This window comes from Thiomonas arsenitoxydans (genome assembly GCF_000253115.1).
GTDB classification, from domain to species: domain Bacteria; phylum Pseudomonadota; class Gammaproteobacteria; order Burkholderiales; family Burkholderiaceae_C; genus Thiomonas; species Thiomonas arsenitoxydans.
Window position 1 is genome coordinate 1698421 of sequence record NC_014145.1, and the last position, 22321, is coordinate 1720741.

At 59.3% G+C, this 22321-nt stretch carries 24 protein-coding genes and 1 pseudogene; 11 read left to right on the forward strand and 14 right to left on the reverse strand.

Features of this window, described 5'->3' with window-relative positions; all coding sequences use genetic code 11:
• Position 1: 1 nt before the first annotated feature.
• The 14 genes from tnpC to THI_RS07885 form a co-directional block, all read right to left on the reverse strand.
• Positions 2-1561, reverse strand: a complete 1560-nt coding sequence (gene tnpC, locus THI_RS07820; RefSeq protein WP_013105713.1) for an IS66 family transposase — start codon at positions 1559-1561, stop codon at positions 2-4.
• Positions 1562-1630: 69 nt separating this feature from the next.
• The gene (gene tnpB / locus THI_RS07825) at positions 1631-1972 is read right to left on the reverse strand and encodes an IS66 family insertion sequence element accessory protein TnpB (protein ID WP_013104727.1); all 342 of its coding nucleotides are present in this window, start codon (positions 1970-1972) and stop codon (positions 1631-1633) included.
• A gap of 3 nt (positions 1973-1975) precedes the next feature.
• Positions 1976-2344, reverse strand: coding sequence for a hypothetical protein (locus THI_RS07830; RefSeq protein WP_013104728.1), 369 nt, complete (start codon positions 2342-2344; stop codon positions 1976-1978).
• A gap of 39 nt (positions 2345-2383) precedes the next feature.
• Entirely contained in the window at positions 2384-3223 is an 840-nt protein-coding gene (locus THI_RS18085) for a relaxase/mobilization nuclease domain-containing protein (protein ID WP_013105714.1), read from the reverse strand.
• Positions 3198-3509, reverse strand: coding sequence for a plasmid mobilization protein (locus THI_RS07840; protein ID WP_013105715.1), 312 nt, complete (start codon positions 3507-3509; stop codon positions 3198-3200). Before THI_RS07840 ends, THI_RS18085 begins: the two co-directional genes overlap by 26 nt.
• Entirely contained in the window at positions 3502-4257 is a 756-nt protein-coding gene (locus tag THI_RS07845) for a hypothetical protein (RefSeq protein ID WP_141130545.1), read from the reverse strand. Before THI_RS07845 ends, THI_RS07840 begins: the two co-directional genes overlap by 8 nt.
• Positions 4258-4354: 97 nt before the next feature.
• Positions 4355-4798, reverse strand: coding sequence for a hypothetical protein (locus THI_RS07850; protein ID WP_013105717.1), 444 nt, complete (start codon positions 4796-4798; stop codon positions 4355-4357).
• Entirely contained in the window at positions 4795-6531 is a 1737-nt protein-coding gene (locus THI_RS07855) for a DUF3987 domain-containing protein (protein WP_013105718.1), read from the reverse strand. The genes THI_RS07850 and THI_RS07855 overlap by 4 nt, the downstream gene beginning before the upstream one ends.
• Entirely contained in the window at positions 6528-6953 is a 426-nt protein-coding gene (locus tag THI_RS07860) for a DNA primase (protein ID WP_013105719.1), read from the reverse strand. Before THI_RS07860 ends, THI_RS07855 begins: the two co-directional genes overlap by 4 nt.
• Positions 6950-7321, reverse strand: a complete 372-nt coding sequence (locus THI_RS07865; RefSeq protein WP_013105720.1) for a hypothetical protein — start codon at positions 7319-7321, stop codon at positions 6950-6952. Before THI_RS07865 ends, THI_RS07860 begins: the two co-directional genes overlap by 4 nt.
• Before the next feature lie 89 nt (positions 7322-7410).
• Complete coding sequence (locus THI_RS18090) at positions 7411-7857, reverse strand: hypothetical protein (protein WP_013105721.1); 447 nt, start codon at positions 7855-7857, stop codon at positions 7411-7413.
• 338 nt (positions 7858-8195) lie between these two features.
• Entirely contained in the window at positions 8196-9140 is a 945-nt protein-coding gene (locus tag THI_RS07875) for a putative Cation transport ATPase (protein WP_013105722.1), read from the reverse strand.
• Between the two features lie 24 nt (positions 9141-9164).
• Positions 9165-9398 (reverse strand): hypothetical protein, encoded by a 234-nt coding sequence (locus THI_RS07880; RefSeq protein WP_050986041.1) that lies wholly within the window; start codon positions 9396-9398, stop codon positions 9165-9167.
• A gap of 241 nt (positions 9399-9639) precedes the next feature.
• Positions 9640-10353: an autoinducer binding domain-containing protein gene (locus tag THI_RS07885; RefSeq protein ID WP_013105724.1), complete on the reverse strand. Its 714-nt coding sequence runs from the start codon at positions 10351-10353 to the stop codon at positions 9640-9642.
• Between the two features lie 112 nt (positions 10354-10465).
• Here THI_RS07885 and THI_RS07890 point away from each other — a divergent pair, with 112 nt between their 5' ends.
• The 11 genes and pseudogenes from THI_RS07890 to THI_RS18420 form a co-directional block, all read left to right on the forward strand.
• Complete coding sequence (locus THI_RS07890) at positions 10466-10903, forward strand: DUF4902 domain-containing protein (protein ID WP_013105725.1); 438 nt, start codon at positions 10466-10468, stop codon at positions 10901-10903.
• 84 nt (positions 10904-10987) lie between these two features.
• On the forward strand, positions 10988-11542 hold the full coding sequence (locus THI_RS07895) for an acyl-homoserine-lactone synthase (protein ID WP_013105726.1): 555 nt from the start codon (positions 10988-10990) through the stop codon (positions 11540-11542).
• 189 nt (positions 11543-11731) lie between these two features.
• The gene (locus THI_RS18415; protein WP_197535440.1) at positions 11732-12709 is read left to right on the forward strand and encodes a hypothetical protein; all 978 of its coding nucleotides are present in this window, start codon (positions 11732-11734) and stop codon (positions 12707-12709) included.
• Positions 12710-12948: 239 nt separating this feature from the next.
• Positions 12949-14952, forward strand: a complete 2004-nt coding sequence (locus tag THI_RS07905) for an iron-containing redox enzyme family protein (RefSeq protein ID WP_197535441.1) — start codon at positions 12949-12951, stop codon at positions 14950-14952.
• A complete protein-coding gene (locus THI_RS07910; RefSeq protein WP_013105730.1) occupies positions 14949-16790 on the forward strand; it encodes a carbamoyltransferase family protein in 1842 nt (613 codons plus the stop codon). Before THI_RS07905 ends, THI_RS07910 begins: the two co-directional genes overlap by 4 nt.
• Before the next feature lie 142 nt (positions 16791-16932).
• Positions 16933-17904, forward strand: coding sequence for a TauD/TfdA family dioxygenase (locus THI_RS07915; RefSeq protein WP_013105731.1), 972 nt, complete (start codon positions 16933-16935; stop codon positions 17902-17904).
• A 50-nt stretch (positions 17905-17954) separates the two neighbouring features.
• A complete protein-coding gene (locus THI_RS07920; protein WP_013105732.1) occupies positions 17955-19211 on the forward strand; it encodes an ATP-grasp domain-containing protein in 1257 nt (418 codons plus the stop codon).
• Positions 19208-20413, forward strand: a complete 1206-nt coding sequence (locus THI_RS07925) for an ATP-grasp domain-containing protein (RefSeq protein WP_013105733.1) — start codon at positions 19208-19210, stop codon at positions 20411-20413. Before THI_RS07920 ends, THI_RS07925 begins: the two co-directional genes overlap by 4 nt.
• Entirely contained in the window at positions 20410-21192 is a 783-nt protein-coding gene (locus THI_RS07930; RefSeq protein WP_013105734.1) for an SDR family NAD(P)-dependent oxidoreductase, read from the forward strand. The genes THI_RS07925 and THI_RS07930 overlap by 4 nt, the downstream gene beginning before the upstream one ends.
• Positions 21192-21821, forward strand: coding sequence for a LysE family translocator (locus THI_RS07935; RefSeq protein ID WP_013105735.1), 630 nt, complete (start codon positions 21192-21194; stop codon positions 21819-21821). The genes THI_RS07930 and THI_RS07935 overlap by 1 nt, the downstream gene beginning before the upstream one ends.
• A gap of 265 nt (positions 21822-22086) precedes the next feature.
• Positions 22087-22282: pseudogene (locus THI_RS18420) on the forward strand (IS21 family transposase); the annotation flags it as partial.
• Positions 22283-22321: the final 39 nt, after the last annotated feature.

Consider the following 22321-nt stretch of genomic DNA (forward strand, 5'->3'; position numbering starts at 1 on the left):
GTCAGGTGCTGAGTGCAGGGGGATTGGTTTTCGCCCAGTTGTGGGGCAGCAATTCGCCCAGACGGCTGTTGGGCCAGGTGGGCAGCTTCGTCAGCACGTCCTTGAGATAGGCCCAGGGGTCGACCTCGCAGAGCTTGGCCGATTCGATCAGCGTCATGAGCACGGCGGCTCGGCGGCCGGCCTGGGGCGAGCCCACGAAGAGCCAGTTTCGGCGCCCGAGTGCGAGAGGCCGAATGGCGTTTTCCACCGCGTTGTTATCGATCGGCACGCGCCCATCGGTGGCAAACACACACAACGCCCGCCACCGGCCCAGCGCATAGTCGATGGCCCGCGCCGTGGCGTCGGCCTTGGCCAAGAGCGAGCGCTGCCCGATCAGCCAGGCGTGCAAGGCATCGAGCAGGGGTTGGCTTTGGCGCTGGCGCAGCGCGGTGCGCCCATCGGGCGGATGCTCCTGAAGGGTCTGCTCAATGGCATACAAGGCTTTGATGCGCTTAAGCGCCTCCTGCGCAATCGCGCTGCCCGCCAGCTTGTGCGCCTCGAAGAACTTTCTGCGTACATGCGCCCAGCAACCCGCCTCCACAACGCTCCCTTGGGCATACAGCGCCTTGTAGCCGCTGAAGTCATCGGTGAGCAAGGTGCCTGACCAATCCTGCAGGAAGTCGCGCGCATGCGCACCGGCACGACTGGCGCAATAGTCAAACACCACCGCCGGCGTAGCCGCGCTGCGGTAGACCCAGACATAAGCGCGGTGTGTCTTGCCCGTGCCCGGCGCCAGCTCGGCTACCGGGGTCTCATCGGCATGCAGCACGGGTTGCTCCAGCAGATGGTCTTTGAGGGCCTGGGCCAGCGGTTCCAGGCGCACCCCGCACAGGCCCACCCACTGCGCCATGCTCGAGCGCGGGAGGTGCACGCCGCTGCGGCGGTAAATCTCCTCCTGGCGGTACAACGGCAGGTGATCGTCGTGCTTGGCCAGCACCACCTGCGCCAGCAGGCCGGGGGCGGGAATGCCTTTGTCAATGAGTTGCGCTGGCAGGGGTGCAGCCAACACCGTCTGGCAGCACGCACAGGCGTACTTGCCGCGGACGTGCCGGTGCACGAAGAAGCGTGTGGGCTCGCAGTCGAGCTGCTCGCTGATCTCCTGCCCGATACGGCGCAGGGCGTGGCCCTGCGGGCACAGGCCGGAGTCGATCTCGTAGCGGTGTTCGATGCGCGGCAACTGGCTGGGCAGGGGCTGGCGTTTGGGGAGACGTTTGCCTGGGGCGGTGCGCTCCTCATCGGCGGCGCGGTCCTCGGCCTGTTCCTCGGCTTGCAGCAGCGCCTGCGTCTTGGCGTCGAAGAGCTGGCCTTGCGTGTCCAGGCTCTCGCTGGACTGGCCGAAGCGCCATTGCTTGAGGCGCGCCAGCTCGAAGCTCAGGGCCGCAATCTTGGTCGATTGAAATTTGAGCTCGGCACGCTGGTGCGCGATCTGTGCACCGAACTGCGCAATGACCGTGCGCGCGTACTGCGCCGCCGGATCGTCGCCCAGGGACTGGAGTTTGTCGTCGTCGATGGCGCTGACCATGCCGAATTCTCTCGCGCGCACGCGCGCGCGAGAATCGGGAGTTGCCCCGATCGACAAACGTCCGGGGGACTACACCACGGCAATGGCGCTGGCGGTGGCGTGCGCGGTCATGCGCTGCCACGGCAGCCCGGCGGCCAGCCAACTCCATTGCTCGGCACTCAGGTGCAGCGCCTCACGGTCCTCCTGCGGCCAGGCAAACCGGCCTTCTTGCAGTCGGCGCGTGCACAGCCAGATCCCCGAGCCATCAAAGACGAGCACCTTCAGCCGGGTGGCGCGGCGGTTGGCAAACACGTAGGCATGGTGGCGCTGGGCCGAGCCAAACCGGGCCACAACCTGGCCCAGCAGGCTATCCATGCCGCCGCGCAGATCGCTGGCGCCCACGGCCAGCCAGATGGCCTCAATGCGCAGCATGGCTTATCCCAGCCAGGCCTGCAGCCACTGCGCGCACTCGGCTGCGTGGGCCACGGGCCAGTCAATCTGGGCGCGGCGCTGGGCCCCCTCGCAGGTGATGCGGGCGTGTCCGGGATGGGGGCTTCCCTCCGCAGCCGCAGCGGGGGACGGGTTGCAGTGGGCGCGCACGAAGGCGCTGCGCCGAGGCGGCAGGGCCAGACCCGCGCGTTGGGCGCGCCAGCGCGGCGCGCTCGACAGCCAGCCGCGCAGTTGCCCGTAGCCCAGCCCCTTGCTTTGCGCAAACGCTTCGGCCTTCATCCCGCTGGCTTTGAGTTCATCGAGGATCGCCAGAATCTCATCAATCCGCTCTTCACTGAGTTTGTCTGATCGCATGGAGCCCCCGAAAAAACCCAAGCTTCGCTCAGCTCAGACTCATTGAAAAGATGGGTTCGGCAAACGCTTACCGACGTCGAGCGTGGCTGTTACCACCATGCCCGAACCCTTGGGCTGAATCGTCACGCCATAGAGCGCTGCGGCTCGGTGCACGCTGTGCCAACTTGCCCCTGGGGACTGCACGGCGGTGCGGATGCCCTGAGCCGGTTCCCCGGTAAGCCATGCCTGAAACGACGGTGCCCCTGCGTTGCGATGCTCGGCGGCCTTGGCTGCATTGGTTAGGCGCGGGCCGTCCTCCAGACGCCCACGGGCGAAGCGCTCGGCGCGGCTCATCTTGGCAATGATGGGTGTGTCCTGGTCGTCGTGGGTCACGACATACGGCCCAGGGCTGTGTCGCCAGCCATGCGCAAGCTCGATCTCACGCATGGCTTTGTCCAGGAGCAGCCAGTCATACTTGGGCACCTTGGCCGTATGGCCGTCAGCATGCACGCGGTTGACGATCAGATGCACATGATCATGATCGGTGTCGCGGTGCAGCGCCCACAGTGCATCGTGCCCCTCGAAGCCCAGCGTTTTCATGACGTGTTCGCACGCTGCGTCGATCTGCTGGCGCTCGGGATGCTCGGCCTCCTGCCAAGCGAGGGTGACGTGGTACACCGGCCCGCGCGCAGTCGTGTTGCGTGCCGCCGCAGCCATGGCGTCGAGGATGTCGATGGCGGTCTGGCGATCCTCTGGGGTGTCTAACGGGCAGTCGAGGTTGAGCGCGCCCATCTCGGGGCTGGGCTCTGCGACCTGGTCCGGGTTGTCGCGGGCGATATAGCGCACGGCCTCGCCAAATCCGCGTGAGGCCGCTTTACGTGTGATGACTTTGGCAAGCATCGGCGACCTCGGCGATGTGCTGGATGGTGGCGCGCCATTGCGTCAGAGCCAGCTCCACGGCGCTGCGGTCGAGCTGGCCGCGTGCGGCTAGATGCTTGAGCAGTCCGCCTTGACGCCGCAGCTCGGCTTGCAGGGTTTGCAGCCGGGCCACGCGCGTATCGCCACGCAGAGCGATGGTGCGCAGGTAGCTGCTTGTCGTCAGCATCGCCGCATCGGCCATATGGCGGATCAGTGCAGCCTCGGCAGGCGTTGCGCGCAGCGCCAGGTGAACGGTTCGCTCACGCATGAGAGTCTCCCGTCATGCGTGCGCGCAGCTTGCTCGGGTAGAGCTTGTCCCCAGGCGACGCCTTGCGTTCGATGTCGATGCGCCGCTCCACGGCATTGACACCAAAGCGCTCAATGAGCGCGATGATGATCTTGCGGTCGCTCTCGGTCACGCCTGACGCACCGAAGCCGAGCTTGCCGCTTTTGAGCAGCATATCGGCGCGTTCGTCGGGTGATTCCCCGATGGCTTTGAACCCGGCGCTTGGTGGCCCTTCAAGCTGCTTGCGCAGGCGATAGTCCTCGTCGGATTCGTCATCCCGCTTGTCGGAACCATCGGCCCAGCTTGGCAGATCGTGGATGTCGCGCGGTTTGGCCGTGATGACAGGTGCCGGAGTTGCGGTTGTCGTCTCGGTCTTGGCAACCTCCGACGCGTGCGGCACGGTGGGCTGCGATGTCAGGCCAGCGCGTCCAAAAGCCGCCAGCAGTGCCGAAGGACGCACGCCAAGGGCGGGAGCAACGAGCCGCGCGTAGCGCGCCAGCGGCACACCGCTTTGGTGCAGTGCCTTGATGTCAGCGATACGCTCGGTCACGAACGCATCGCTGACCGTGCGCGCTGCAGCTTTGCCCGTGAGCTGACGGGAGAGTTTTGCAGCCTGATCGATGCGTTCAAAGATGGTGGATGATTGAGTCATGTCGATGCTCCATAAAGGTGTGAGAAACGCAGTGCCGAGACGCGGGACAAAACAGGGTGTCGGGCGCAGCCTGACCAAGGGGCCGGTTTCGCCTGAAGCGCGAGCGCCAGGTGAAACCTAGGCTTACCTTGCCCCACAAAAAAACGAGTCTGCGCAGTGTGTCGTGGTGTGCCCATTAGGCTGTCCCTTGATCGTGGCGGAAGAAACCTTGTCGTATCGCCCGCCCAGTTGGGCTCACACACCAATGCGGCAGGCCGTAGGCAGCACCGTCAACCGGGGTCAAGGTGTCAGGCAGATCAGGGTCGCGAAGAGCCTCGCGCAGTGCCCGCCACGGCAGGCCAAGGTTGCGCGCCAGCAGGCCGGTTGACGCGCGCGCGTTGGCCTCGGCTTCGTTGCGCGATAGGCCACCGTCGCATTCGAGAATTGCCGCACGTTCTTCGAAGTGCTCACGCAGGTTTTCTGCCCACAGCAGCGCCATCAGATCAGGCTTGGCTTGGCAAATCGCTTCGCGCAGATCATCGGCCAGGCGCGAGGCCGGGGACACGATCAACGTGTCGCCGTCGGGTTGGATGGTGAAGCCCGATGTGCGCAGATGAGCAAGCAGGGCGCTGGGATTCATAGCGCCACCTTGTCATCGTGCGGGGCGAGCTTCACGGTTTGCAGGCTTCCCCCTTGGGAATCCTGCGAATCCTGCGAAAAGCCTTGCTGCGCTTGGCTTTGCCCCAGTTGCGAAGGCTTGCGAATGCTTGCGAATTCGCAGGCCGCCGGGGTGGTCGTTCGCAGGGTTTCGCAACCATTCGCATGGCCCCCAACCCCAGTGTCCATGCGGGTTTTCGCAGGATTCGCAGCATTCGCACGGGCCGTTTGCGTTTTCGCCTGATCCACTCCCAGTGCGCGCACTGCACCGGTGCCAACGGCCACCAGCCCGGCGGCTAAAAGCCGGTCAAGGGCTGCGTCCCTTCGGCTTGCAGATCGGAGGATCGCCGGGCCAATACGGGGAATGTCGCGGATTGGCATCGACTCGCCCCTCGGGGCGATCCAGCGATAGAGCGTCAGTGCCCAGTCGGGCGTCGGATCGGCCTTGCCACCCAGCGCCGTCAGCCAGCTTTGCAGCGTATAGCGCACCAGGCGGATCGCGTTTTGCGCAGTTTCGCAGTCGATCATGGGCTCGTTCGCCCATGCCGCCATCACACCTGCAATGCGGCAAGCCTGCTCGGTTGCCCGCAGAGCGAAGGGCCGCACGGGGCGCAGCTCGCCGCGTCGGGCCTCGTGCTCCATGAGCTCGAAGAACGCCGCCAGTTCCTGCCGCGCATCGGCGGATAGTTCGATGACAGGTAGGTCGTCGCAGTGATCTGGCATGGGATCACGCAACAGTTCCGTGCAGCGCGCCAAGAAGCCGACAATGGCTGGCGATTCGTCGGGCAGCCAAGGGCGGAACACGCGCGGGGCAAGTTCCTCGGGCCATGCCAGTAAGAAGCGGGGCCAAAAGCCGATCCCCGATAAAGACTCGTCAGATAGGGTGTCACCCAACGCCTCGGGTTGCGCCAGCAGGTGCGCCGACAAGCGCACGCCGTAGCGCTCAAATCTTCCGCCGCCGCCGCCACGGACCACGGACAGGTGCCCACGATCCCACAGGCCGCACAAAGACGCCGCCGTCTTGGTGCGATGGTCTTGGCTCATGGCATGCCCGGCGAGCATGACGCCTGCCTCAGTCGAAAACACGCCTTGCCCGGCGACACCTTCGGCATAGGATCGGTGCAGGCCCTCGATGGTGATGTCGCCTGCCAGCCGGTAAGGGGCAGGGGGAGGGGACGCAGGCTTGGGGGCATTCTTGCTTCGCTCAGAGCAGGTTTCCTCGTACACCTCCACCTCACGCAGCCATGCCTGCCCCACTTCGCGTTGAAACTCATGGATCGCGCGCAGGGCCACGCGATCAGCCATGTCCTTACCATCGCCGGATCGCGCCACGGTCAAGCAATACAGGCTCAGGGGTCGGACTCCGCCGTCGATGGTGCGCACGTTGGCCCGCGATTGCGCCAGCAAGGCGGCGGCGGCGAGGAACGATTGCCCGGCCATGGCGGGGGATACTTGCGCACCGTAGGCCAAGTCACATGCCGCTTGCGCCAAGGGACCAAGCGCATCGGTCGGGTAGCCATCGCTGCCTGCGTCAAGCTCCGGTTTGAGTAACACTTCCGCCCGGCGGATCGCGGCAAGCAGCGGCAAAGGCTCTAATGCGGCTTCTGGCGTTTGTGGGGCAAGATGTTGACCAACACGCTCTGCCAGGGCGTCGAGAATGGACGCGCCACGCGCAGCGTGATCAAATTTTCGGGTTGCTTCGGCAATCACGCTCATGGCCGCATCCCCGCGAGTTGCACCCCGGCAAGAATCCGGGCGTGCGCCACGCTCACGCGCTGACGGTCAGGCTCGGGCAGGGTTTGGCCTTCGCGCAGCATCGCGGCAGCCATGCAGACGATCAGGCTTTCATGCTCGATAGCGCGCAGCACATCGACAGCAGGGAATGGGGCGCGTTCGCGCGGTCGGTGATGATCGACGGCTTGCGGGGGCAGGATGTCTTGCCAGACTAGCCCCACGGCTGCAAGAATGGCCTCGGCGTCGCAGCCCGCGAAACAATGAAAAAGTACGCGCCTATCGTCGAGTTCTCGAACCGAAAGGCTCGCGCGACAGTCGTCATGGGCGGGGCAACGCGCCAGCCACCGACCGGGGCCAGTGCGCTTGACGCCCGAAAGTCGATCAAGCAGGGTCAGGGCCGTCATCGCGTGCCTCCCGATCCGATGGTGGCGTGCGTTGCCACAGTCTTGCGGGGGCGGCCACGTTTGCGTGGTGATGATGCGGGAATCAGCTCTGCGCTGGGTCGCGGCGCGGCGGCCTCAGGTGCGGTGCTTTTTGTGGCAAGCCACGCAGCCAGGGCTGGCAGCATGACCACGACGCGCCCGCCGATATACGTTGTCGGCGGATAGTCGCCACGCTCGCGGCGCTTTTGTGCGGCGGTGATGCTGGTATAGCCCAGCGTCTGGCAAAGATAGGAGTCATCCAGGGCCATGACCATCGGCGCGCCCTGGGCGATCAATGCGCTGAAGAGCGTATCGACGCTAATTTCGTGGGTAGAACTATGGGGTGACATCGTCATCCTCCGTCATGCGCTGCTTGGGAGGTACGACGCGGGCTGCGCAGTGCGCAGCAAAACCGAGGAACGGAGTGCAGCCCGCGCGTCTAGGCGCGGGAGATCGGCGCGGGGACGACGCGCGCGGTGATGGCGATATGGGCGATGCGGCGGTGGGCGATGCGCACAGGCGGCAGGATGGCCGCCTTACACGTCAAGGCTTGCAGACGCGGCACGACCACGGCACGCAGTGCAGCGGCCACGCCTACGGCATCGATTGTCGCGCGTAGGGCTGAAGCGATCAGAGCGACGTTGGCGCGCGCAAACTCGCGCGCCTGACGCGCAAAAAAGCGTGGGACACCGGCGGAGGTTTCTGCCGCCGCAATGAGGATAACGAGTAGCGCGATGATCGCCCAAGCCGCACCGGCCAAGATCGCCCCGTTTCCAGCAATCACACCCATGCCAACGCCAGCCCCCAACACCGCCCCTAGGATAGGACGGTGCTTCACGATGGGCCGCTCCAATGCGGCGCGCAAAATCACGGGGCTAATCAACATGCGCTAAATGTAGTGCATGGTCTTGGTCCAGGCAACTACAGGTAGTGTTTCGATCAGTGTTTTGTTGGTTTTTTCAATCTGGGCAAGGTAAGCCTAGGTTTCACCCGGCGCTTGCGCGGCGGACGTCACCGGCTCATTTGGTCAGGCTGTGCCCGACACCCTGTTTGTCTTGCGATTCGGCACTGCGTTTCGCGGCGTTCTTTTGGAGTCAGGGCCATCCTCGATGCGGGTGTCATGCACCGCATCGATCCCTCGTGCCCCGCTGATCAGATCTGCCGAGAGTGCGGCCGCCGTGACCGCTTGGGACAACTCTTCGCACAGATTTGCAAGCGGTAAGCTCAGGGATGCATTTTGAACGACATGTCGGCGATCGATTCGGTGGCAACCGCCATAGCCTGTCGCGTCTGGGGTTGAAAGATCAGCACCGCGCTGGGGGTCGACAGCAGGTATATCCCAGCAATATCCTTGCCGTCCTTCAAATGCACGTCGATGATTTGTTGCGCGGGAGACGTGGCGGGCGGGGTTTTTACCATTGGAGCCGTGGGAGAACAACCCATGGCTGCGCCGTGGGTATCCTGGCAAAGCAGGGCCGTGCCCGAAGCGATGCCAATGACTACGGGCATCGAAAGTACCAGCGCCACGACGATCAGCGCCAGCGCTGCAAGCAGGGCGGACAGCGGTTGGAACAACACGCCGATGCCGATTGCCAAAACGGTCCTCCAACCCTTCCCTCGCAGGGCTTCCTTGGCCTTTGCCAACTGCCCAGTGAATTGCTCCCACTTCTGCTGCCCACGCCAAGGCTTCTTGGCATCCGCGGCTGGCTGCTGACTCTTATGGAAAAGAACGCTCAGGAGGAAGAATGCGGCAAGACCGATGATGAGCGCAAACGCAGCCGTTCCCAGCCAGTTACTGAGCCACTGCTGGGAGAACAGATGGCCGAAGAATGTGAGTGGATTGTTGTTAATGTCGACGGCAATCTTGGTGATCAGCGGCAGGAGGTACAGCATGCCGATGGAGGACAGGTCCAGCAGATCGATCTGACCCTTGTACAGCGACGAATGGGGAATGCCCAGATGGCTCTCCACGGCCATCGAAACACCGAACCCGATCAGGCACAGGGCGATGTAGATGATCGGAAGAACGAGGGCGAATTTAGCCAGGACGCTTGTTTCCGAACGAGGTGGTCTGGCGGTTGTTTGTTTTGCATCGGAAGAAGAGGGCGTTGGAATCGGTGCGGTTGCAGGGGCGCATGCAGCGTGCGGTTGTTTGTGTGCTGTCGTCATTAATGGGTCCAGAACGAAAACGCCTCAATGGCCGTGCGCTTGCACGAGCAACTGCCACTCAATCCTGCCGCGCCCTGCGGGATGCTGATGATGGTTTTGCTGCGGCAGCGTATGCCCCTGCGCAATGCCAATCTCGTCCCCGCACACAACGCAACGATAGATGCCGGCGTACGGCGCAACGATGCCGGGCGGGTGTTTTTGATCGAATGCGTTGTTACTGTCCTGGCGGAGGTGGATTGCATATTTGAAGGATGCCATCGTGGATTCCATCGATGTTAGATAAATAAGGCGAAGTTCTGCAGGCTGCGAGCTGATCAATCTGTGCGATGAAAAAGCATCGGCTGCCAAGAGCTGCCCTTGACGCTCGGCAACGAAAACCATCTATGCTATTTTGAGCAGCACGATACAGCCAGCTGTCAATCTTGACAGGGCGTACAAGATGTCTCTCGAAGGTTCTAAAACCACCGCCTCCGTGTTGTTCCAGGAATGGTTGGTGCGATCAGCCCAGCATTCCCAGCATTCCCGCTCGAATGACCGCTGCGGTCTTGTTCGGCGCGTGCAGCTTGGCGATTGCATTGGCAATGTGGAAGTTCGCCGTGCGCTCGGAGATGTTGAGGATGTCGGCGATCTCCGATGCCGTCTTGCCATCCGCGGTCCAGCGCAGCACCTCGATCTCCCGGTCGGTGAGCGGAGCTGTTACTGCGGGCATTAGTTTGGCCGTAAGAATGCGCGACATGCCCAGATGCACCATCTGCGTCAGCCAAGCCAACTGCATCTCTTTATCGCGCAGTTCGATCTCGGAGATTGGCTCCCCCGATCGTGACACCGACAACAGGCCCATGGTGCTGTTCACGTCCCGGCTGGATTGCGCCCAGCCAACACACAAGCCGAACGAGCGGGCTTCTTCCCAGAGATCGCGACTCGAGGCGAAGAACGCGTCCGACCAAACGACGGGCTGCAGGGAATGCGTGCCATGGCGGACAGTCGGGTCAACGGCGAGATAGCCCTTCTCAGTGTAGCGATTCTCCCAGGCGCGCGGATAATTGGTCAGCAATACCACCTTAGGCCTGGAGACCGGTAACGGCATGCGCAGTCCATAGGAACAGTGGTCGAATCCTAGGGAGTGGACCATTGAGACCACGATCTCGAACAACTGCGCGTCACACGTGATCGTCTGCAGCGCATGGAGTTGGTGTTCTTGCCATCCCTTCACGGCCTTCTCCTGCAGACAGTTCTTGTGGCGGACTGTCATATTTGACACTATCCCAGCATTGTGTCGTCATGTAACGTGCGTCTCCCTTCGAACTCTGTTGAGGACGACAACCATGATGCATGCAATTTCCACTGACGGGCTTGCATTAGCCCGGGCACCCATGATGACCCTTTCGGATGACGGCCTGATCCGTCTCACCGTTGAAGCCCTAAGGACGATCCCTTTCATCCATCTGCTGTCCGGGTTGGATGAACACAACGGATCTCCTCCCACCTTTGAAGGTGCCAGTCTGGACCCGATCTCCGGCTACACCGAATGGGTGAGTACGACATCCCCGGTCATCACTCTCGGCTGGGATTGGTGGCTGGATGCCTCTGCGATGCCGTTCATCTATACCCATGTCGGCGAACCCCGAAGCAATGTGATGATTGAGGATGCTCAGCACCGCGACCTGGGCAGACGCAAGACCGATGCGACGCTGGAGACGCTGATCTCAACGTTGTCCTGGCAAGCTGCTGTCGCGGAGCATATTCGTTCACGTTACGCATGATGGCCTGTCAGATCTGACAGTTACGCGTGCGTGTTGGCGCAGGTTGAATACATCCTCCAAGTATCGATGCCAATTGGAGGTGGTATGCAGATCGTGTCAGGATCCCCGGCGCAGCTTCAACAGGGCTTGCACGCCAGCGTCGGGCGCTATCGCCATCGGGTGTTTGTAGAGAAGCTCGGCTGGGACGTGCCCTCTCAGGAGGGCATTGAAGCCGACCAGTTCGATCGCCCGGATACCGTCTATGTTGTCGGCCGAGATGATCAGGGGCATGTCTGTGGCTGTGCTCGGTTACTGCCCACCACCCGACCCTATCTTCTGGGCGAGGTGTTCCCGCAGTTGTTGAGCGGCCTCGCCCCGCCTGCATCCCCCGATGTCTGGGAGTTGTCGCGATTTGCGGCCACAGATTTCAACAGCGAGGCCACCTCTGCGCTGGGAAAGATGTCCTCAGAAGCGGCTATTGAATTGATGTGCGCGTCGATTGCTTGCGCCGCTGAGCAAGGTGCCAAGCGGCTGATTATGGTGACGAATATCGGGGTGGAAAGATTGCTGCGGAGAGCTGGCTTTCAAGCACACCGCGCGGGGCCACCTATGATTATTGATGGGCATCCGATTTTTGCCTGCTGGGTTTTGTGCGCGTAAATAGTTGCCCCTAGATTATGGCTTAACGCGCCATTATGGAACCATATCAAATTCTAAGAATAAAACAAATTCTGATTTCTTTTCTCGATTGTGTTTTCAAAAGTAGGAATTTGTCTGATGATGTTTAGAACTCGAAAGCGAGTCACACTCGACGACCCCAGCCTAGCGCGTGTCGCGCTGACCCCACAGATGCTGGACTATGATCGTTTCGCTGGTCGTGGGAAATCCCAGTATCTTCCATATGTTATGAGCTTCAATGCTGCCGATTTCCATTCTGCGGCGATCAATACCGACCAGCTAGGCTTTCGTTTCGCGCATGATGCCAAAGGTAATGCGCTAAGCGTCGGAACACTGGACGTTTCCGAGCCCAAGTCTGTGAATCTACTGATTGGAGCCTCACCCGCTCTGGGCTATGGCGCATCTAGCGATGCAACATCAGTGGTCAGCCGCCTGTCTGCAACGGATCCTGATGGTACTCCGTGGCTAAATTTCGCGGGGCACTGCTTCAATGCCGTGCAGGAATTGATGCTGTTCATGCTTCATTCCCACCGCTTGCCCAATGTCAAGCAAATCGTGGTAATGGGCGGCTTCAATACCCTGGTTATGGCACGGCTTCCAGAATTCATTCGGGGTGAACTTCCGCCATTCTATTTCTGTGGAGAATATTACGAAAAATTCGATGAAATCGCTGAGGATAATGGTGCCCAACTGTCACCTGCGAAGTTGCCGAAATGGCCGGCAGAAACAACTACGGTACCCCCCGTTGAGCAAACCATTGATCGCGCCTTTGAAGAGACCCTGCGTCGCCTAGCAACGTGGAAACAACTGGCGACTTCACTGGGCGCAGAACTTTCTTTTGTGTTGCAGCCATTGGCAACCTGGGTTCGAAAACCTTGTGCGGAAGAGCAGACCTTGTTCAAGGAATTGGATCAGATTTCAAGACTCGGTACTTGGCAGCACTTGTACGGTGATATATCTGAATATTCCGTTGCAGAACGATATGCCGACAAATTGAGCACTGGCTGTCATTCATTAAATATTCGTTTCGGTAATTTAGTCAGTGACTTGCGACAGCGTCCGACCGGAGAATGGCTTTTCGTGGATCGCGCTCATTTCACCGATCTTGGCAACGATGTCGTGGCACGCGCCATCCATCAGAACTTATAAGATAAACACTGGAGAATTTATATGTTTAATCGAATCCTCAAGGTACTTGGTTCGCTGTTCACGAAAAAGAAGAAAGCCAAGAAAAAAAATAACTCGTCCATCTATCCGATGTACTAATGAATACTAATCGGCAAATATTTTCCAACTTCCTGGGAGCCCAGGCGAGGGAAGAGGTTAGGCGGATTTTCGCGCCTGCAGCCGTCCGAGCCCGTATCACCTCGGTGCTCCCGGCTGACTTGGTGGAAGCTGACTTTGCCTGCCCGTCAACATTGGCTGCACTGGTCAGCGTGGCTCACGAACGTATTCAACCCTTGCGTGAAGGCTTTCTTAGGTTGGCCGCCTTGATCGCGATTGAGACTAATGAGCTAAATGCCCTTGCCCTGCGCTCAAAGGCAGCGTTGGAATCGGCACCCTTTCTGATTGGCAGTCAGCACCTGATTCACTCCGTGTGCGGAAGTTGGAACAACGAAAGCCGCTACGCCATGGCCACGCTCAGGATCCACGCTGCCGATCTCGGTGTCGGCCAGCCGGGAGCTAGCCGTATTTGCCGCTACCAAGAGTTGCTGCGCCAGCATAGCCTAGCCGATGCTGGGGAGGATCTCTTGCATACCGGGGACGATCTGCGGATATCGGACGGTGCCTTCAATTTTGCCGCGCCCTTGGTGGTGCTTGGTCATTTCCCGGAATCTCTTACGGGAGAGATTCTTGGCGTTAACCTGTACCTGAGACAGTGCGGCCTGTTGCCACCTCTAGAGTTTGTCGCGAACGACGATTGGCCCGCCATGCAGTATCTGGACCTGGGGCGCGATCCCAGTGGCAACTCCACCGATTTGCTCGAACTCGCCCAGATAGCGGTGCGGGAATTTTTAGGCGATGCGGCTGAGGTCAAGTACACGGCCGTGCGCCAGGGTTATCACTGGGCGCGGCGGCAGACTGAGGCGATGAGCCAAGCCATGCTCGCTGTGCTTGAGCGCTGGGTCGATCCCAGGGAAGCGGCCCAGCATTTGGTCAGCCGCCGTCGACTGGACGCATGCCAGTATCACGAGAAAATCCGGTTGAATGGCGTGCCAATGCAGTCTTTGCTTAAAGATGATGGGGCGCTGCCGTTCCTCGATCACCTTGCTGCCAGTGCCTACGTGCGGGCGGGGAAACCCGAGTTGAGCCTGCTGCTGACCAGCTTGATCTCGCCTCGGGGGAAAATGTTCCGCATTTTCAACCGTGATGACATCACCGTCCTCCATCGCTGGATCTTAGGCCTACCCTACGCCGATGCGCCGCTGCATCCGGCAGCCCATCACATGTGGAAAGATGATGATGCGTTCGCCGGGGCCGCCGGATCAATCGAAGATGGCGTTGAGGCGCAAACCCTGGTGCCGAGCATCGGCGCGCGTCAGGCCTACCCGCGTCTTTTGCACGAGGAGCTTACGCCTGCCGAGGAAATCTACGCGAGGCAATACGTGGTGCGCTGGCTCGCACGGGCCGCGCGCAACGTTGCCAAGGGGAATTGCCCGCTACCGGAGGAGTGGGTACCTGGTGTCCTGCGTCAGTGGTTACAGTGCCAGCACGAAGCCTCCAACAAGGCGATCGAGCAGGAGGATGACTTACCCTCGAGAGAGGGCGTGGTCGCAGACGTCCTTTCCCTGGCGCCGCTAACGATGATCGACGGTGCCTGGCTGGCGGGATTCGCGCATCCGGCCGTGGCCTGCTCGGGGTACGGTTGCAGGCTATTCGAAACATTCTTTGATGAGCTGGGCAACGGCATCGAGACACAAAATCATCCTGCCATCTACCGCAACCTGCTCAGGGCGCTTCATGGCGACCTACCCGCCACGGTTGATTCCGGATACGCCAATGCATCCTGCTTCAGCGACAAGGATTTCGAACTGCCGGTGTTCTGGCTGGCGATTGGGCGTTATCCCCTGACCTATTGCGCTGAAATTCTCGGCCTGAACTTGGCAATGGAATTATCTGGCGTTGGTGGGGGCTACAGGCGAACTCACAAGGCATTGGTCGCTTATGGCTACCCCACGATGTTCGTCGACTTGCATAACTCCATTGACAACATCTCTTCCGGGCACACAGCGTGGGCTGCTGCAAGCCTAGATGCCTACCTATCGACATTTCCTCGCAGTGATAGCGCTGCAGTATGGGTACGAGTTCGTAACGGATTCGCTGCTCTGAATCTACCTAAGGGGCAAACAATGCTTGACAAAATCCGTGAGAAAGTGGAATCGCTGTTATGACTTGCACGCTTGGTATCTCAGCCTTTTACCATGACAGCGCGGCGACGTTGGTCGTGGATGGCAGGATCATCGCTGCCGCCCAAGAGGAGCGCTTCAGCCGGATCAGGCATGACCCAGATTTTCCTCAGCAGGCGATCTCCTATATTCTACGGCATTCGGGCATCAAACTGTCCGATGTCGACCATGTCGCATACTACGAGGATCCTGCGCTCAAATTCCGGCGAGTGCTTTCTACAGTAGCGGTGGCAGGTCTTGGCGCTGCGCAAAACTATGCGCCAGTGCTGGGTGAGTGGCTGTCGACCAAGCGGCGGATGTACCGTGAAGTTGCCCGGCACCTCAAAACGATGGGGGACCGTAACAACCGAAAGATCGAAGTACATGGCCACCACGATTCGCACGCGGCATCGGCGTTTTTCCCGAGCCCGTTTGAAGGTGCGGCGATCCTGTGCACCGACAGCGTTGGCGAATGGGCCACAACCAGCATCTGGCACGGCAGGCCAGAAGGAATCAAGCTCGTCGCGGAGTTGTCCTTCCCCCATTCGCTGGGCTTGTTGTACTCCGCATTCACCTATTTCTGCGGCTTCAAGGTGGATTCGGGCGAATACAAACTCATGGGACTCGCGCCATATGGGAAGCCAATCTATGTCGACAAAATTCTATCTGAATTGATCGACGTCAAGGCAGATGGCAGTTTCAGGCTCGACTGGACCAAGTTCGAGTTCATTAATGGCGAGACGATGACGGGGGAAGCATTCGAAAATCTGTTCGGTGGCTCCCGGCGCTTGCCCGAAGCGCCGCTGACCGACCGGGAGTTCAACCTGGCGGCATCGATCCAGAAAGTCACCGAAATAGTGGTATCGCGCTTGGCCAAAACCGCCGCTGATCTCACCGGGGAGCGCTCGCTGTGCATGGCTGGAGGTGTCGCCCTGAACTGCGTGGCCAACGGTGTGATTTCTCGCGAAAGGATCTTCGATCGGCTGTGGGTTCAACCGGCTGCGGGGGATGCGGGGGGATCGTTGGGTGCCGCGATACTTTCCGACCGCAGACATCGTGGAGTGATGACCCGTGAGCTTCCCTCGGTCTCCACTGATGGCATGAGCGGATCCCTGCTCGGCCCTGAGTATCGCGAGGAGCAGATCAAGGCCGCCCTGGACGATTGCGGTGCTGTCTACCACAGACTGTCGCAAAGCGATCTGGATGAGAAGGTGATCGTGCGCATCGAGGACGGCGCTGTAATCGGATGGTTCCAAGGGCGCATGGAGTTCGGTCCCCGCTCGTTAGGCAACAGGTCCATCCTCGGCGACCCGCGTCGTGCCGACACCCAGTCGACCATGAACCTGCGCATCAAATTTCGCGAGTCGTTCCGTCCGTTCGCGCCCGTGGTTCTGGCAGAGAAGGCCGTCGATTACTTCAATATCGTCGAGGAAAGCCCGTACATGCTGGCAGTCTCGCCGGTGGCCGAGGCCATTCGCAAGGCGATAACGCAAGAACAATCGTTACTAACCGGGATCGACTTGCTCAATGTGACTCGCAGCAAGCTGCCAGCTATCACCCATGTGGATTTTTCGGCACGGGTCCAGACTGTGGATCGGGAGCGCAATCCACGGTTCCGCACATTGCTCGAACGATTTTATCAGCGCTCGGGATGTCCTGTGCTGGTTAACACTTCATTCAATGTCCGTGGCGAACCCATCGTCAACACGCCGTTCGAGGCATATCGCTGCTTCATGCGTACCAATATGGACGTGCTGGCGATTGGCGATTTCTACCTGGACAAATCGGAGCAGCCTCCTTTCAAGGAATCTGTGGACTGGCGCGAGTGCGTGCCATTGGACTGATCATTTCATTCATTTGAGGAGTTGCAACATTGGATTTCCTGTTTCTCTATCTGATTCTGCCGCTAGGGATATTCCTCAGGCGAAGTGCTGCCTTTGCCCATCGACCAGATCCCAAAATGAACTCATATCTGAGGCGAAAATCATGAGCATCATGCTTTGCGATGCTCATGAGACAAAAGATCTCACAAAAGATCTCAAGGTCGTTCTAGTGGAACATTCACACCCCTCGGCATACTTGGAGGATTTCCGTGCCCGGCTGGCCAACAGATCGCATGCTGCTGACAGCGTCGGTCAGGTTGGTGCCGACTGGCTCAATTCTGTGCTTAGCCATGATGCTATTAAGGCTGTCCGTGATTTCACCCGCAGCTGCCACAAGACTCTTTTGCTGCGTGGTATTGCGCTGTCCACGGACGTCTCTACACCACGGGATGGGTTCCTGCCTGACAACCAGTGCGTCCTAGATTTCGATCTTCTGCATTTTGGCATGCTACGCCTGATGGGCATCCGTCCGTATGCCGTCGAGTACGAGAACCACGGCAAATTGGTCAGGAATGTGCTGCCTGTGCCCGAGGCGTCAGGCATCACCAGTTCCTGGGGGGCGGATGTCGATTTTTCCTGGCACACCGACAACCCCAACTGGCCGTTCGCGGGCCAAGCCTGCGATGTCGAAGTTCGTGTCCCGAATTTCCTGGCCTTCGTCGCAGTACGCAACCATGAAGGCGCCTCGACTGACGTCGTCTGTGTGGATCAAATTCTCGAGCAGTTGCCTGATTGGGTGATAACAGAGTTGAGTAGGCCTGCCTATGCCTTCGGGGCCCCGGCTTCCAACGAGGGGTTCGAGGGACAAAAGCGGATTTTTCCAATCCTCGAGCATGATGGTCTTGTAAATCGGATGCGTTTCGACGAAGGCGTCGTGGAAGCGGTCGATCCGCTAAGTGCAGAAGCACTGAGCATCCTGCGCCGGTGCCTGAAAGGCACGCAAGGTGAGCAAATCGTGCTGCGACCGGGGGACTTCTTCATCTTCAAAAATACGCAGGTGCTGCACCGACGAAGGGCATTCAAACCGCTTCCTGAGGGTAAGGCTCGCTGGCTTCGCAGGGTCTACGCGAGCTGACTCCCGCTTCTTTCATAAATTCAAACGGTTAACAACATAGAAGTCTACACATGAACAAGCGTATTGCAGTCGTCGGTGGCCGCCCCTCACCCATTCATGGGGCCAAGGAACTGGGTATCGATGTCGTACTGGTTCACGAAGTCGGTGCCTACGAGCAGGAAATTGTCGCTCACTGCGAACAGGTGGTACATGCCAGTATCACCGATGCTGATGCGATCATCAAGGTACTCGAACCACTCCACCGCCAACGTTCTTTTGACCGCATCATGACGACGACGGAGGCAGCCGGCGAATCTACGGGAAAAGTCGTAGACCATTTTGGTCTCACTGGTGTTTCCTACAAAACAGCTCACCTTTTGAAAGACAAGGTGGCCATGCGTGACCTGCTGGTTCGGCATAACCTGAGTCCAGTCGCCTATAGGAGTATCACAGGCAAACAAGACGCGATTGATTTTGTCGCCCAGTACGGACGTTCGGTACTCAAACCTGCTGACGGTGTCGCCAGCTTACATATTCATCCCTGCGAGGATGAGGCTTCCGTATTGGTAGCTATGCTGGCTCTGGAAAAAGCGAACGTTACCAAGATCATCATCGAGGAGTATCTGGATGGGCCTGTTGTTAGCGTCGACTCCTTCTCTTTTGCGGGCCGACATCTACCAATCGGCTACTCCGAGTACCGCATGAACGACAAATACGTTGAATGGGAGGTCAGCACGCCAAGTACCGCAGCGAAGCCTTGGCTAAGGGAGCTGCGCGCATTGACTTGCCGTCTACTTGATGCCGTTGAGCTTCAGGAGGGACCCTCCCACAGTGAATTCGTGCTGACCCCAAAGGGTCCGCGTGTACTTGAGTCCCATGCCCGTCTGGCGGGCTCGGGTGCCCCAGAACTCGTCAAGCGAGCGTTTGGCCTAAATCTGAATCGAATGTTCCTCACTGTTCCGCTCGGTATAGATAAGTTGCCTGATGTTTCACCAGAACCTCAGGCTGGAGCAGCGATTCAGTTTTTTGTACCAACGTCCGGAACAGTTAAGAAAGTGGAGTTGGATCTGCCGCCTGGCGTTGAAGTTCGCTACACTAAAGTCGGGGAGATTCCTTTGGTGTTCCTTCCGTTTATCTTTGAGCTGGGCAATGCGCCGCTCGCTGTCGTCGTCCAAAAGCACGAAGGTGACCATATTCCCCCGCTCGATACTGTCGCTGACTGTGTCTCTGGCTACGCTTTGGCAACAGGTTCTTCTCGTGAAGACGCCGTCGCTATCACCGATAAACTGGTAGAGGCCGTGCGTTTCATTGTAGATCCCAAGCCATGAGCTATGTGCTTTGCTTGCACCGCTGGGTTGGTAATCAGGCGCTCTATGACCGGTACGAATTACCAGCGGACATGAAAATTCGGGCGATCTGCACGTCCGAATCCGTTGCCTCGCTGCCAACTGAACGTTTGGCATCCTGGACAAGCTTGCCATCGTTAGACGATGCTATCGCGGTCAGGAAAGAGGCTGAGCAATTTGTCACCCAGCACGGAGTGCCCGCGTTGGTGGTGGCTCTCAATGAGGGCGATTTACTCAATGCAGCCTCAATTCGCGAGCGTTGGGGGGTACCAGGTGATCATGTCGCCTGGACCGAGCGATTCCGCGACAAACTAAAAATGCTCGAAATCGCCGAGCAACAGACAGCAATCGGCGTCCTACCTGCCGTGAGAGTGCAATCGCAGGAACTCGTCGAGCAGTTGGCGACAAAGCATGGCTATCCCCTAGTTCTCAAGCCCCGGTATGGCACGGCAAGTAGAGGAGTGAAGATCCTCCGTAATCTTGGGGATGTGCAGAAACTAGAGGCCACTCATGCTGAACCTATGATGGTTCAAGTTTATTGCGCGGCCCCCATCTTGCATGTCGATGGCTGGTGGGATGGTCAACATATCGTTGTCGCCACAGTATCTAGATACGTGAATAGTTGTGCCGATTTTGGCCCGGAGAGCCCCTTGGCCAGCATTGAGCTGGAGGAAGGGGATCACGAACGACGAATCACCAACAGAGTTGCGCAATTGCTAGAGGTTTTTGCGCCGCATCGAGAGATCGTGTTCCACCTCGAACTGTTTGATAGAGGTAATGAGTTGCTGTTCCTGGAAATTGGTGCTCGGGTGGGTGGTGCCGAGATCCCGTTTATCTGGCGAGAAATCAGAGGCATCGATTTGATAGGAATCGCATGGGAATTGCAGACTGGTGCGTCCACCCACTACAGAGACTTGGCACGCAACCTCAGCCGCAATGGTCGGCCACTGCTGAGTGAGCGTGGCGCGTGGGTGATTGCGCGGCGCAGCAGTGCTCTGCGAGACAACCTAGAGTCCCTGTATTGGTCCCAGCCACAGAGCGTGGAGCATTCCGCTAGTGGTGTCTATGAAGGTTCGAAGACCCGTCTTCGCTTGCGCAGCTTCCAGCGCACGGCGCTGGAGCGGAGCGTTAGAACGGTCTTCGAGCAATTGTCAAAACCTGAATCAGGGGGAGTTCAATCTTGAAAACAGCAGTTATTACAGGAGCGAGCAGTGGTATTGGCGAAGGCTGCGCCCGATTACTGGCCCGCAGTGGCTGGAAGGTATTCCTTATGGCGCGCAGGCGGGAGCGGCTGGAGAACATCGCACGTGAAATAAATGGGCACGCCATCATACTGGATGTAACCAAGGCCCAGGAAGTCGAAATTGGGCTAGTGACCCACTGCGATTTGCTGGTGAACTGCGCGGGTGGCGCACTTGGCCTGGATGCAGTGCGCCAAGCCAATGCCGATGATTGGACAAGTATGTTCAACACAAACGTGCTGGGCACCCTGCGCATGACACAGCTGCTGCTGCCGCGACTGATCGCGTCCCAGGGCTGCATCATCAACATCACCTCTACGGCTGCGCTGGGTGGATACGAAGGTGGTGGTGGGTACTGCGCGGCCAAGAGCGCCCAGCGGGCACTCACCCAGTCCTTGCGACTAGAGATGAAAGGTGTACCGGTACGCATCACCGAAGTGCTGCCCGGCATGGTTCATACGCCGGAGTTTTCCCTGAACCGTTTTTGTGGCGATGCTGAAAGAGCCAAGGCCGTGTATGAGAACGTCGACCGGCCTTTGAGTGCGGAGGATATCGCCCAGGTTGTGGCAACGGTTGCCGAGTTGCCGGCCCATGTCAATGTCGATGAAATTGTGGTTCGTCCGGTGGCGCAGCGTGCCCAGCATGCGCTGTTCCGCGGAAGTCTCGGTTGGCGCGAAGCGCCCCCGGTGGCCCATTCACCTGTGAACGAAGGAGAGCGTTGATGATACCCCTGGAAAACCTGGCCGGTATGGCCATCATCGCTTTGGGCATGGTGCTGACACCCGGACCGAACATGGTCTATCTGACATCGCGGGCGATTTCCCAGGGGCGACTGGCGGGGATGATTTCCCTGGCGGGTGTGACCCTGGGCTTCTTGTGCTATCTGCTGGCATCAGGGCTGGGACTAGCCGCTTTGTTTAAAGCAGTACCGATTGCCTACGACATCGTCAGGATCGCGGGCGCCTTCTATCTCGGCTACCTAGCTTGGAACATGCTCAAGCCCAAAGGTGTTTCTCCTTTCGAGGCGCGAGAGCTGTCGCCTCACTCGCCTCGGCGCCTATTCACCATGGGTCTGGTGACGAACTTGCTAAACCCAAAGATCGCGTTGATGTATTCGGCGTTGATCCCTCAGTTTATCGATCCTTCAGCTGGATCGACTATTCAACAATTCATCCAACTGGGGATCATCCAGATCGTCATCTCAGTTACCGTCAATGGCATGATTGTCCTGACTGCTTCGACGTTCAGCAGTTACCTCGCCAAGCACCCTTCCGTCATGCGCGCCCAACGCTGGCTTTCTGGGGCTGTGCTGGGTATCTTCGCGGTGGATATTCTCGTGCGCAAACCGTAGTCAATTCCAATAGCGGTATGAGTCTGAACGATTGGTTTTGACTTGCGAATGGCCGATCAAAACCGAGGTGGCCTGTGGAGTTTGTGGGCGAAGGGGAGCGCGATAAATAAGTCGCGGCTTTTTGCCACTTATCCCCCCGGCGGCCACCCAAACTGCTCCACCCTGGCCGCGGTGATCTGACGCATTGAGCAAGGTGCGTCGGGCGCCGCGAGGCCCGACAGGTAGGACGTTACTTTCTGCTCCCTGATTCCGAGGGAGCCCGAGGTTGAACGTCTTGAAGCCACATCTACAAACCACGGACGCTGCTCAAGGGCGGCGCCACGCAGCGCGAGATCGAGCGCATCACCGGCATCTCGCGCCACACCATCCGCGCGTATCAGCAGCGCTTTGCCGCCGACTCAGCAAACTGCCCCGGGGTGGCCACCGACTCCCCCAGCCAAACTGCGCCACCCTGGCCACCCGAGTTCGACACTTCAAGAGCGTAAGTCATTGATTTGACG